The organism is Microbulbifer rhizosphaerae (assembly GCF_014191725.1).
GTDB classification, from domain to species: domain Bacteria; phylum Pseudomonadota; class Gammaproteobacteria; order Pseudomonadales; family Cellvibrionaceae; genus Microbulbifer; species Microbulbifer rhizosphaerae.
Map to the genome: position 1 here is coordinate 72127 of NZ_JACHWZ010000001.1, position 13944 is coordinate 86070.

The 13944-nt window shown below is 49.0% G+C and carries 6 protein-coding genes and 1 pseudogene; 6 read left to right on the forward strand and 1 reads right to left on the reverse strand.

The window, feature by feature from the left end; all coding sequences use genetic code 11:
* Window positions 1–69: 69 nt before the first annotated feature.
* Window positions 70–351: pseudogene (locus tag FHS09_RS00180) on the reverse strand (M23 family metallopeptidase); the annotation flags it as partial.
* Between the two features lie 563 nt (window positions 352–914).
* Between FHS09_RS00180 and FHS09_RS00185 the strand changes: the two are divergent.
* From FHS09_RS00185 to FHS09_RS00210, 6 genes are all read left to right on the forward strand, one after another.
* Window positions 915–2177 (forward strand): DNA cytosine methyltransferase, encoded by a 1263-nt coding sequence (locus FHS09_RS00185; protein WP_183455531.1) that lies wholly within the window; start codon window positions 915–917, stop codon window positions 2175–2177.
* Between the two features lie 62 nt (window positions 2178–2239).
* On the forward strand, window positions 2240–4132 hold the full coding sequence (locus FHS09_RS00190) for a hypothetical protein (RefSeq protein ID WP_183455532.1): 1893 nt from the start codon (window positions 2240–2242) through the stop codon (window positions 4130–4132).
* 2 nt (window positions 4133–4134) lie between these two features.
* Entirely contained in the window at window positions 4135–5106 is a 972-nt protein-coding gene (locus FHS09_RS00195; protein WP_183455533.1) for a hypothetical protein, read from the forward strand.
* On the forward strand, window positions 5103–10610 hold the full coding sequence (locus FHS09_RS00200; protein ID WP_183455534.1) for a DEAD/DEAH box helicase: 5508 nt from the start codon (window positions 5103–5105) through the stop codon (window positions 10608–10610). Before FHS09_RS00195 ends, FHS09_RS00200 begins: the two co-directional genes overlap by 4 nt.
* Window positions 10603–11745, forward strand: coding sequence for a PD-(D/E)XK nuclease family protein (locus FHS09_RS00205; protein ID WP_183455535.1), 1143 nt, complete (start codon window positions 10603–10605; stop codon window positions 11743–11745). Before FHS09_RS00200 ends, FHS09_RS00205 begins: the two co-directional genes overlap by 8 nt.
* A gap of 3 nt (window positions 11746–11748) precedes the next feature.
* Window positions 11749–13638 carry a hypothetical protein gene (locus FHS09_RS00210; protein WP_183455536.1) on the forward strand — a complete coding sequence of 630 codons (1890 nt, stop codon included), beginning with the start codon at window positions 11749–11751 and terminating at the stop codon, window positions 13636–13638.
* Window positions 13639–13944: the final 306 nt, after the last annotated feature.

Consider the following 13944-nt stretch of genomic DNA (forward strand, 5'->3'; position numbering starts at 1 on the left):
TGGGGCGGCCATCCGCTCCTACAGAGGGACCCCTGTGCGTCGAACAGAACAGGGGCGCCTCGGTCTCCTCTACTGCTTCGCCAGCACCGGCACCTGGCTGGCCGGATCCACCACCTCACCGTCCCGGCGCAACTCCCAGTGCAGGTGTGGGCCAGTGGCCTTGCCGGTACTGCCGACCTGGCCGAGGATCTGGCCCTGCTCGACCCTGTCGCCCTCGTTCACCAGGCGCTTGTCCAGATGGGCATAGAGGGTTTCGACACCCTGCCCGTGGTCGATGATCACCACCTCGCCACTGGCCCCCTTGGCGCCGGAGAAGATGACCACTCCGGCCCCCGGTACCCGTACCCGGGTGCCCTGGGCGCGCCCAGGTCGATGCCCTTGTGCAGGCGCTTCTTCTTATGTTCCGCGTCCTCGATGGGCCAGGGCCTCATGCCGAAGCCGGAGGTGACCCTGGCCTCGGGCAGGGGATTTATGAAGGCTCCCCCAGTTTGAATGTCGCATTCGGACAGGTGGCCGTTATGCACCACGGTAGCCGGGCTATCCTCAAGGCGGCCCTCCCGGTGCTCATCCGGCCAATTCCGCCTCCACGGCCTGCAGCAGCTCGTCAGTGGGTCAGCCGTCTCGTCTCGACGGGCGAACTCAACAACGGTACTCTTACTAATGGCGGTGTATCCCTTGATTGACATGTTTGGCGGCAACAAATCAATCAGATATGCCACTTCTTTTCAAACCTTCAGACACCAGATTCGATTATAACTTGAGGCGAAGCAATTTCACTTGTTCGGCGGTTACGGGTTAGCTCGGCTAAAACATAGAAGGTTTGTTCATTGTACATGGTGGCGTGTTAATTCTTGCTCAGCATGTCCGAAATACTAAGTCAGGAAAATAATGAAGTAAGAGAAAGCGCAAAAAGGATGAAAAAAGAAAACCGAAACCATACATCTCTCTCCCTATTTACCGGGGCCGGAGGCCTGGATCTAGGGCTTGAAAGTGCTGGATTTAAGACCACTCTTTGCGTTGAATTAGATTCAGTTTGCCAGAAGACACTATCTAAAAATCGACCTGAATGGACGCTTTCAAAACAGGGTGACATCACGGCGGTAAAACCTGAAGAATTGTTGACCCAAGCGCAGGTTCGCTCAAAAGGCAGTTTGGATCTCATCGCAGGAGGACCGCCGTGCCAGCCATTCTCTAAATCTGGATACTGGGCCTCTGGCGGCGCTAAGAGGCTGAAAGATCCTCGGGCATCTACGTTAAAGGCTTATTTGAATGTCATTGATTGTGCTTTACCTAAAGTATTTATCCTTGAAAACGTTAAAGGTCTTGCCTATGCAGGCAAAGATGAAGGACTGAAACTTCTTCATAGAGAACTCCGGCGCATCAATAGATCACATGCTTGTAAATATCATTTGTCGGTATTGTCCATCAACTGTGCGGATTATGGTGTACCACAGATGCGCGAGCGGATATTTGTCGTGGGCTCCCGCATTGGCCCGGCGTTCAGCCTCCCAAAACCAACCCATCTACCAGAACTCTCTGCTGAGCAACAGGCAGAAAACGTACTTTCGCGTTACACGACGGCGTGGGATTCAATCGGTGATCTGGAAAATACCGAAGACGATGGGTTACTACCGACCGGAAAGTGGGCGGGATTACTATCGAGTATTCCAGAAGGTCAAAATTACCAATGGCACACGGATAAAAGTGGTGGCTTACCACTTTTTGGTTGGCGTACCCGATATTGGTCTTTTTTACTGAAGCTAGCAAAAAATAGACCATCGTGGACGATTCAAGCCGCACCAGGGCCTGCCACCGGTCCGTTTCATTGGAAAAATCGTAAGCTATCGATTCGCGAGCTTTGTCGATTGCAGACGTTCCCTGATAACTATGAGGTCGTTGGGGGTTATAGAGATGCACATCGACAAATAGGCAATGCAGTACCGCCCGCAATCAGCCATCTTTTGGGCGTTGAAATTCGTAAACAGCTATTTGAAGAGTCGGTGTGTATTGAATCACGATTCCTACCCAAGCACCGCATTGATTGTCCAAAGCCTGAACGGCAGCGTTCGGTACTCAAATGCTATCAATTGCTCCAAGGCAATCATGCTCCTCACCCTGGGGAAGGATATGGGCCTGGTGTAAAAGAAGTAAGAGATAAAAATAGGGCGAAAACCTAGTGGCACAACGGCGAGCAAAGAAAGAGCGAAGCACCCGAAAAAAGCGGACGAACTTATTGTCCATGTTTATGAGAAAACCTATTTCTCAGGAAGAGGCAAGTCGAATTCGGCAGACGCTTTTGGAGTCGGGTGAGAGCGTCGCATCAATCAATGTTAAAGAAGGGGCTTCTCCCCCAAGTCGGCGAGATTTGATTATTAACTATAGCCCAAAGGCCAATAAAGCTTTTTCAGAATACGAAAGAAAATTCCCAATTAAAGGGTTTCGTCCAGGGACACCAACTCATCAGAGAAAGGCCAGCGAAAGAATACTTTCTACCATACAAGATCCTAGTCACAGATACACCAATTTATGCTGGGAATTGTATCGTTTAGCAGTTGTAGAATACATTCGTGATACCGATAAATCACTGTATGGCTTGTTGCAGGTAGACTTGGAAGAAGCAGAAGAGCAAGCAGCAATGCACGTTATGCTTGAAGCATCTCTTACATGGTCTGTTAGCACTGAAGTGCTGTTTGAGTTTTATGATCTATTTGGTTTGAAAGATAATGACTACCTGATTCAAGAGACTAAAAAGCTTAAAAATGGTGCTTCAGATGTATTGTTGGATGTCATTCGAGACGATCATCGTAAGATTGATCAATTGGTGGCAAATGTAGAGCAAGGGCAGTTCGCCGTTGAGTCCTTGCAGGCTCGCATTAAGGAACTCGAGGCGCAATTTGAGGCCAAGCCAGAACCTAAACCGGCACAACCACGACTCGAAAAATCTTCGTCCAGTGAACAGCAAGTAAAACAGCTCGAACAGCAAATAGTCGCTATTCAGCAGGAGATAGCTAATACTCAGGCGCATTGTGCATCGAAGCATTCACCGAATGCAGAAGTGATCAATGAGCGCCTGCACATTGGTTTATCCCGAGTTGATGCTGAATTAATCGGTGTTCGTAAAACGCTCCAAATGTTGCGGGCAACGACGCGCGAGATGAAAATATCAATAGAATCACTTGAGGCGCAGATGGAGGCGGTAAATACTCGAATTGATGAATTACCCCTTGGGGAGTCAATGCCTGGACCTGCACTAGTATCATTTAGTACGCCCAAAGCGCCTAAAGGAAGCACGAAATTAACCAGTGAAGATCAATTTACGGCGCATTACACGCTTACCTTAGGGAAAGAGTACCACCTGTATGTTGATACCCTTCAATCTTACATTTACCACAAACTATTTTTAGAATCTCCAATCGTTATTCTCGAAAATAGAGAGTTACTGGATGCGTGGGTTTCGACCTTGGGGTGGAGAAAACAGTGCTTATCATTGATTGCAAGCCCCCATTGGTTGTCAGAGAACGATTGGGCCTCGGGCGTGAATGCGTTGCTTGAGTCATCGTTCACGCCGAGATTTATTATCATTGAACTGTTCGATGTGGCGCTGGTGCAATGTTATCTGTTGCCGTTTTTGCACCGATTTAACGAGATGGCTAAACGCTCCCCATCACTACACAAGCTGTTTCTGGTGAGTTCCGAGCCGAACATCTTAAACGGTTATCCTGATATTCTACGATATGGGGTTGCAATTCCAGCGAACGATATGGAAAATCATAAAGCGCGACTGAAAACCTTCAAAACCTATATAGAAGAAGTGCGTGTTGGATTTGACTCGAATGGAAATACTTTTGTACCGCTAAAATTGGTCGAGCAATGGCGGTTAGCCCCCGATGTGTCATCTGATTTAGCGGAAATTTGGCGCGCCTCAGACCAGCAACCGATACCCCGTGAAACGCAATACTTGGCGCAGCGACTCAATGCGTCTCTCAAAGAGAGAATGGGACCCAGTGAGGCGCTTTTAGCATCGATCTATCATACGGCGAAGCTATGGTGCCGTGCAAAGCACGGTGAAGAGGACGCGGAGTCAATGTTCGAATTGGCGCTCATTGAAGCAGGCGATAAATACGCATATTAATGATGCATAATTCTGTGATAGGGTTGTTCTATGACCTTTTGAGCTACCACCAAAAAGGTAGCTATCACCAACTTGTGCGCAGTTTTCATGCCTCATTGCGTTGCATTGGATTATCACTTCCGGATGAAGAGCTTGCGCGCTGGCGACGCCGAAGTGTTCGCTTTCTAAATGCAGTCGGTTTGGTGGACATTGACACCAGACGCACAGAAAACCTCTCCTGGCAGACGCGATCTGGCTACTTGTGGCAACAAAATGACAAACACGTGGTGTGTGTTGGCGGTGGACTCCTGACTCGTGCGTTTTATGCTGCTATCGGTGAAGAACAAATAACTTGGCACGCTACCGGTTATCAGCCGGCATCAGTACCTCGAGATATTGCTATGTATCCTCATTTTGCAAGGGCGCGATCGAGTGAGAAAAAAGCCAATCAAGTTGCAAATGAACTCGACATTCAATACCTCGTCGATCCCGCCGCGCAGATCGTTCAAAACTTACCAGCCTTGGATTCGGTGGTGAATGCTCACACGCAAGCGGTAGAACGTTTACCTGATGAAGTAGAGCTAGAGAGATTTAATTTTGAAGATTCGCTCCCTGCATGGCGGCCTGTCGGAGAGCAGGATCTTATCCACTCAGGCTTAATTCGCTGTCAGCGCATTGGGGGACGATATGACTACTTTGTTGTAGTTTCCCTAAATCATATCGTGCGTATTGAGTGTCCCGAGTGGTCTACGGTTTTGGCGAGTTTTTTGTTAAAACAACCTATTAACGGTCTATGGGACCGAGCAAATCAACTATTAGCCATGCCGAGTTGGCTTATGTTTCCGACATTGATTGAACGGTTGTTGATGGCCAAGCAGTTTACTTTGCCACTCTTTACAAAGCCTGGCTATCGAATCTATGGAGGCATGGAAGATGCCACAGTGAGCCTTTTGAGCGAAAAGACCTCACTGAATCTAACGGAGTGCGCTTTATGAGTTCCACACTGACACAGGTTTATGGCTCGATCAAAGAGCGTTTGCGAATTTACCTTAATACTGCCTATTTGACGAACTCCGATTCCTTTAATAAGGCGCGTGAGCAGTTTGTCCTAGATGATGAAAACGGACCAATGTTTCGCAAGCCCGTATTCGAGATAATGGATCGCTATAAGTCCTCTGGATTATCCTTCTGGGATTTTTTGAGTCAAAAAACCACAATTACAAAGTCTTTGTCACTCGAGGGGCGGGATCGGCTGCAAAGCATGATTGAAAATGGTTTTGGCACACACGCGCTTTATTCGCACCAGATAGAGGCGGTGACCGCCGCCTATTTGCGTAAAGAAAATGTGGTGGTCACGACAGGTACAGGATCCGGTAAAACCTTTTGCTTTTTAGCGCCCCTGGTTGCTCAATTGCTTCATGAAGCCGTAGAAGGTCAGAGTCATAATCCCGGCTGGTTAGGCCACACTACACAAGGACCGAGATTGTGGTGGAAATCCTCTCCCCCGGTTTATCATCCTGCTCGAGCAGGCGAAAGCCGCACGTCCGGGCTTCGAGCCTTAATGCTTTATCCTCTTAATGCTCTGGTTCAGGACCAGGTGGAAGGGCTTCGCAAAATTTTTGACAGTGAACCGGCCGATGACTTTTTTAACTCGGAACTCAGAGGTAATCGGGTTTATCTTGGTCAGTACAACGGCGCCACGCTCGGCAAGGGACAATCAGAAGACCGGGCGCGGCTCAAAGAATGTGCAAAAGGGCTGTCGGAGATATCAGAGATTGCCGAGGAGATTGACGCCTCAGAACGATTTCGGGTTCAGCGCTCGGGTGGTGCAGAGTTACTGACTCGCTGGGACATGCAGGATTTTCCACCAGACATTTTAATCACCAACTACAGCATGCTGGGGATTATGCTGACCCGTGAAGAAGAGAAATCACTGTTTGAGCAAACGGGGCAGTGGCTGCGCAGCGACCCAGATAACGTATTTTATTTGGTCGTCGATGAGTTGCACAGTTATCGTGGAACGGCAGGAACGGAAATCTCCTACACATTGAAAACGTTTTTGGAGCGCATAGGCTTACACCCCGATCACCCACAGCTCAGAATTATTGCGACATCCGCCTCGGTAGCACCAGCAGAGAATGAGTCAGCAGACCCGCCGTTTTTGAGTGATTTTTTTGGTACAGATCGTTCACGCCGTTGTTTCAAGACCATCGGTGGCGCAGTTTATGTCGAGCCTTACTCAACCGGTGGCATACAACAGATTCGCGATTTATCTGAGATTTTTGAGGATTTTGAAAGGAGCGAACAAACAGACGCGGATTGCGAGGCTGCGCTGCAGGCCTTGGCGGAGGCTGTAGGTGCCGACTCGGAATCGGATGAACAGATCTTGAATACACTTCCGATTGTCGATTCGTTGGCGGAAGTATCCGCATTGGAAAAACGCGCTCACTTTGAAGGCATGGCGGTTGATGTACCACCTATCTCCATATCCTCCGTGAGTGAACGGGTATTTGGTGGGAATGAATTTGCCGCTAGGGGGCTTATTAATTTGCTCACCAGTGAGTCTGGCCCTCTAAACGGCTCTCACACCAAACTTCGTATGCATCTGTTTGTCCGTTATTTGAGCGGGGTGATGCGTTCGATGAACTTCACCGAGGGGCGGTTACAGAGCGTTGATTTGTATGAGCTGGGTACACCATATTGTCCGACACATAATGTGCTCACGATGGAGTCCTGCTATTGCCAGGACTGTGGTGAGTTATACTACCGCGGCTATATACCGCCGTCCAATAGGGGGATATTTGTCAGTAATGATGTACCTGTTGACATCACCGGCGCCGATCGAAACGCTATTTCACAGTTTCTATTTACGACCGCAGAAGGAACCCAATCATTTACGCCAAGGGATAACTGGAGGCAGGTTTGGTTTAACGGCCGCACCGGTCAGGTCGACGAAAACACACATCAAAATCGACCACTTGATCAATGTTGGGCGAAGGTATGGGCACGAAATTTTAATTTGATCAATGGGCAGGAGGATTTTCCGTCGACATGCCCTGCGTGTGAGGCTAATTGGGCTAATCGCGGGGATCAAATTAATTCACCGATTCGCACTATGGGTACTGGTTACAATCGTCTGCATCAAATGTTGTGCGAGGAAATAGTTGCGACACAGCGCGATGTCGATGCAAGCAGCAACGCCAAGTTAGTTACCTTCAGTGATAGTCGCCGCGACGCAGCGTTACTGTCAGCGGACTTGGAATATAACCATTATCGAGACGTTGTTCGAACTTTGCTGGAGAAACACCTGGGTGAATCGTCAATCCCGGCAGAAGAAATACGCGATTTTGTTTACACGGTAAACCACAAGTCGTTTAGCGAAATGCGTAAGACGCGGTTCTATCAGAAAAAGAGAGAACTAGCTCTTGATATTTACGCTGTACTAAAAGAAGAGGAGGCAGACCCAGCTAAAGTACGAGAAGTCGACGACTTGATCGCGCAAGGGCGTGATGACTTGCGCCATTTTGAGTCTATTATCGGGGACGTAGAGGATGAGCTAGTATCACTAGGGATCAACCCAGGCGGGTTCTACAAGAAGGGTGGATTTGACTGGTATGAGGTCTATGACGAATCGTTGTGGCCAGCCTCGCTCGAGGAGCAAGATGAACGTTATCACGTACGGGGTGATTTTAAAGCACGTTTAAAGAAAGAGGCTCGAAAAATTATCACCGATTCACTGGGTCGGGATTTTGAGTCGCTGGGTTACGGTTGGTTAACCTTTTATCGCTATGGGCCCGATGCTCCCAAAGACGCTAATGATATTGCCCTGATCGATACAGTGATTCGGTTTATCGCTTCATGGTATCGCACACGGCCTGAGAGCGGCGATGGAACAGATCAGTTACCCAATTATTTTGTCAATGCTATTCAGCCACATTATCGCTCGATTCAGACGTTGGCGAGCCCGAGAATGGTTTCTGATAAGCTCAAAGATATGTTGCGAGGTTTGGGGCTTATTAATGATGTGTTTGTTCTCGATACAACAAAACTATACATTAAGAAGGCCGAGTCAACCTATTGGATTTGCGAAAATTGTCGGTCGGTTAATTTGGCGCCCGAGAGTAAACGTTGTCGCAGGATCCGGTATAACTCGGTGTGTAATGGCCGACTGGAGGAAGCCCCGATCGAAAAATTACATGATACCGACAATTACTATACAGCCTTTTTAGATCGAAAAAGTGTCTTGTCAGCATTGCGCTGTGAGGAACTCATTGGGCACACCGATAAAAAAGACCAGCGTAAGCGTCAACTGGCTTTTCAAAATGTATATTTGCGTTCCGACCGCCATCAATTACCAACTGATAAGCTTGAGCGATATTACGGCGTCGATCTCCTGAGTGTCACCACGACGATGGAAGCAGGTGTTGACATTGGTGAATTAAAAACAATTTATCTTGGAAACATGCCTCCACGGCGATTTAATTACCAGCAGCGTGTTGGACGGGCAGGGAGACGCAACGATCGTCTGTCCTTATCAGTGACTCTGTGTAAGGGTATGAAACACGATGAGTATTACTTTGCCAACCGCTATTTGATGGTTTGTGAAAAAGCCACTAGTCCGATGATTGATCTCAACAGTCAAGTGATCCTTGATCGGGCGGCGATGAAGCTTGCCTTTTTTACAGTCTTTGATGCAGAACGCGCAATGGTAGAGACGTATTTCCCGGCGGGCGGCGTCAGCGGTGGCGCCACTACGGGCCGCTTTGGTAGCCTGAGGCAAATGCGTGATCACCACAATCATGTTCTGCAAGCCTTCGACGCTCACAGACAGACGATTTCACAACGTCTTATGAGTTTGGTGGGCCAAGGGCGCAAATCCGATGTGCCCGCTTTGATTGATAGGCTGATTGCTCGTATTAGGCAGGATTTACTGCCGGCGCTTGGGGGATGGATAGATCACTACGGGGAAGAATTTGCGTTGAGCGAAGTTATGTCCTTGGAAGGGTATTTCCCGTTATTTGGTATGCCAATACGTGTCTCTAATTTGGTGCACGCCGAACCCAACGTCGCCCCGAATCGAAAGCGTTTTCCGATCGAATACGGCGTGATTGATCGCGGTCGTTCTATTGCGATTAGCGAATACTCCCCAGGTTCTGAGATCATTAAGGACAAAATGATTTTCCGATCAGTGGGAGTTTGGTGGCCAACCATGGATCGCTCTGGGGCGGGCCGACACATTGTTGGCCAGGACCCGGTTAATCCGGTGGACCTCACGGTATGCGAAAACTGCGGTACGATCGCGCTCACACGCGTTGATGCTTGTGACGAATGCGGCGAGGCCGGCGACAAAGTACATTCCTATGCGGGGTGGGAGCCGCCGGCATTTGTCGCCGATGTGGACGGAACTAAACCTTACAACGGCATTCTGAATAAGCAGTCTGCCAATCTGGTTAAATACCCCGTGGGGATACATGAGGCCGATGATGTTGTGGAGGCACGTAACTACGAAGCGGCTTCCCGGACGTGCACGATCGTGGAGGCCAATACTAACGATTATGCCGGATTTACATTTCATCGTGCGAAGCCAACTGCCTCGTGCCCGGGAGCCTATATCGCAGAGGAAGTACGTGCGGACCGAAATATTCGCGCCTGGCCAAGGGATAACGTTGAGTCTCAAAGTATAGGCCCCATTGCATTAACAACTCAGAGGCAGACTGATGTATTGATGATGTCAGCACAATCGCTGCCTGAGGAGATGATGCCGAGCGCAGGTATGCCGCCACCGCGTTACCGCTCGGCGTTTCTCTCTTTGGCTACGTTATTGGGCAATGCCATTACTTACCGGGAAGATATCGAACCGTCCGAACTTTCGGTGGGTGTCCTGTATGATGGTGGTAATCGTGATGTGGGCCAAGCACCGCGTTTTCGAATATATGTGGCTGATTCTTTGGATAATGGGGCGGGTTACTGCTCCTCCTATGCGTCGATTCAGGCTGTTGACGAATTATTTGATTTTGTCGACTCACATTTACTGCCGCTGTTCCTGTCAAACCAACACCAGCGGCATTGCCGCACTAGCTGCCCGAAGTGCTTGAGAAATTATCACAATCGTTTCCATCATCAGGGGCTGGACTGGCGTCTAGCACTGGATTTACTGGCCGTGATAAAAGATGCGGATCACTCGTTCTTGGAATTTGCGCCTCATTGGCAATCCAATATATCTGAGCGACTAGTGTCGTTGTTGCAAGGTGTCGGCCAGACGGGTTTCCAGGAGAGTTCCTACGGCGGTACGACAGTCATCAATTGGTCTGACAAAAACACCGTCCTTTACCCACTTCATCCGTTGATCGATGAAGGTAGTCCTGGGGCACAGACCTTAAAATTGGAGGTTGAGCAGTACTATCGAGGAAAGAACTGTATATTCTATTCGTTATATGACCTTGAGCGCACGCCGAATACCGTGCTGACCCACATCAGTGGGGCGATAAAACGTGGCTGATCAATCGGTATTCGAAACAGTGGCGGTTTCGAACCTCCGTCCACTGTCTCGCATGTCATATTGGCGCTTTGAGGAACTCAATCAGTGTCGACTCAAGGGCTTATTCCCGTTGCACGTGGTTACCACGCCTGCAAACCTACCTGTAGTATGGTTATCTTCCAGGCGGGCGGTGTTAGGGGAAATCTTACATGAAGCCCTCGCACGCATCTCTGAACAGGCTAAGAAAACCGGTTGGCCTGAGCCAGCTCAGCTTCACGCGTTGTGTGAAGCGGCGCGCAAATCGGTTACGGCCAAGTTTACACAACGAGGTGGCGGTGATCGTTATGATTCGGTGGCGAGCTGGCCGGACTACGGTACGGTGTTGTCGGCCGTCGCTGAAGTTCCGCGACGTTCGTCGACATCCCCGGTCGATCCGGCCGATAAACCTCAATTTTTCCCAGAGTACGATGTGTATTCAACGGACAGTCGTATAGCTGGACGACCAGATCTCATTATTCGGCGAGGTGATCACATCACTTTAATCGATTATAAATGGAGAAAGCGAGAGATCACCGATAGCCCCTATTATGAGCAGTATGTGGCGCAGTTACAGGTGTATGCTGCGCTTATTGAGGAACGGTGGGGCGTGTTTCCTCATCTAGCATACTTGGTCTCAAACGGTAAGCGCCACAGGGTTGTTTTGCAGCAAACTCGTGCGAGTCAATTATTGAATGACATGCAGCACCTACTAGAAGATATCAACCGGCAGGTCGCGAATTTAGGTCATGATGCCTCGGCCTTTGCAAAACCGAGCGAAGAGGCCTGCTCGACCTGCGCAGCTAAACCCTGGTGCGGCGCCTATCGTGATCAATTGCAGGTCATTCCCTTACCCCAAAAACGACATATTCTGTGGGGGTACCAAGAAGGCTCATGGCAAGAAAATCGGCGCACAGGCGTCACCATCACCTTGCGCAGCGAGCAGCACAGTTTTGGCAGGCCGGGGGCGACGATTAAACTAACTCGTGTGCCGAAAACTTGGTTTCCTCAACTGGAAGATAGACCCGGTCAGGCAGTGATAGTGACCAATGTTCATGCGACACCCGGTGCGAATGCAGCAGCGTGTAGCTTTGAGACACAAATTTTGCCCATTGGATGAGCCATGAATGAAGGACGCTGGTCTCCCGAGCGATGGGCTCAAAAATTATGGGCATATTTTAAGCCTGAGGTGCAACACGGTCGTCCCGTCTATTTTGCTGTCGACCAGTACCTGTTACATGAATTCCTACGCGAGGAGAATCCGCTCAGTCAGGTGGATCCAGTTGATAGTCTAAAGTATGCATGTCGACAACTGTTTAGACTAGAGGGGCGTAAAGCTGCCCTTCTGGAGCGAACATTTGTACGTAATGATAATGGATTATCTAATGCGATTTGCTTTGTGGCTCTTGAAGTACTCGCCGTAGAGCTGATGATGCGTGATAGAAGTTTCACTGAAGAGGCGTATTTCCCGCGCTTAAGGGATTTGTTAGGCATTGACGTAGACGGTAACCTCTCAAGCGACCCTTTCATACAGGGTGATTTTGATCGTATTTGGAAAACGCTAAGCAATGAAATTAAGCGTGTTCCCGGAGGTGGTCAGCACAGTATCACCTTTGCCAAAGGGACTGGGCGCAATGTGCATCGCCAGTATCCAATTTCTCAAGCAATGTTGACTAAGGACGATCTGTGTCGGCTTCAACAGAGCTCGCCGGATGCATTTGCGGATATCACGACACTGGCTGATGCTTTCCATTTTTTACTTAATCATCGCACGGTATTACCTGGTCGGGCAAAATCGATTGTCAACACTGCTGCGCGTGATGGTGCGCGCAGGCTTCGCCTCTCACACCAGCTGCTGGATTTTGCTCAAAATACACCGGTACACGTACCGATAGAAAAAGTCAAGAGTGGCTCGCGGTCGGCCAAGTTTGTGGCCTATCGTACAGTTGATTTTTTTTCCGATGATAAAATTCATTTGTACTATGTGGACGAGCAGGGCGTCGAACAAATCTCACGAACAGCTCAGCAGGTTCTCACTTTTTGTGGTGATAACAAGATGTTGCTGCTTGTCGAAAGTGATAACAGGTTTACCACTGTTGGTGGGCGAGAACCACTATCGGTGGGCGAAACTTATTTAATCATTTGTCAGGAAGACAGGATTAAAATTGTAGATTATATCCTTCAGAAAGTGATGTTGCCGAACGAGGGCTTATCAGCCATTGAATGTGTGTTGCCGCGAGGGTATCTAGCCTTTTTATATACGCTGGATACCAATCCAGCTCATCCATTATGGTATAAGGCAGGGAAGCTTTGCTTCGATGAAAAGGATCGAATTCAGGCTTTGAGTTTGGAGGGCGGGCTGCTTATCGATGGTCGGAAAAAGCAGTATTTGAGTCCTTATTGTCCTCGAGCCTTATCCGTAGGTGGAAAAAAGTTGGCTCATCACGTCGATATTCAAGTCAATGATGAGACAATGTCGGTAGGACAGTTTTTTGGACAACTTCATCGCGGAATGTCGTTTCCGATTAACCCGTATACTGTTGTCTATGGAGGCCGTCGACTATCCTTTGAAATGAGAACAATCGACAGTCAAGTTAAGTGTGATTTCACTCTCGGTTATCCCCTGGAATCCGATGAGTTGTCGCCCACTATCGCTCTCGTGGAGCCCGAGGATGAGGCGCTCATCGGAATGTCTTTGCGTTCAAGCGGAAAATTCCGTACGCCCCTTAGTGCGCGACAATCCAAGGAACGACATATTGCACTATCATTGCTGAGTTTACCCGCAGACTCTACCGATAAGGCGATAAGCCATCAGGATGTTGAAGCGATCGAGTCTCTGCTCGAAGGCGTCGGTTTTCCTAACGCTGCAACGATGAGAATCAAGACTCGCCTACAACACGAGCAAGCCATTCCACCGATTGCCTGGAGTGTATTGGTCTCGCAGGGCTGTATATCTGGTACGGAACTCCCTACTCAGAACCTCTGTGTAGACGCAAAGGAAGAAAATTTATAAAAATTCAAAGTTAAGATATTCAGAAGTGCCGCCATACATGCGGCAGGTCTGGCAAGGTCTGCTGGGATGGGATGCTGAGAATAGCTATCGGGCTGGGGATGCGATAGATACCTCCTGTCTTGATTTGCTCGATTAAGCGGAGGCGACAACTATCTAGAAGAAGAAAGCATTATTATAAATAAGACAATAATTTTTCTCATGTGATATCCGATTGATTGCACATAATAGGGATGATCTATGTGGTTGCCGGGTTCGCTGCGAATCCGTGGACGGGCCGCATCGAACCCTTCCGGCCCGACCGAAAGA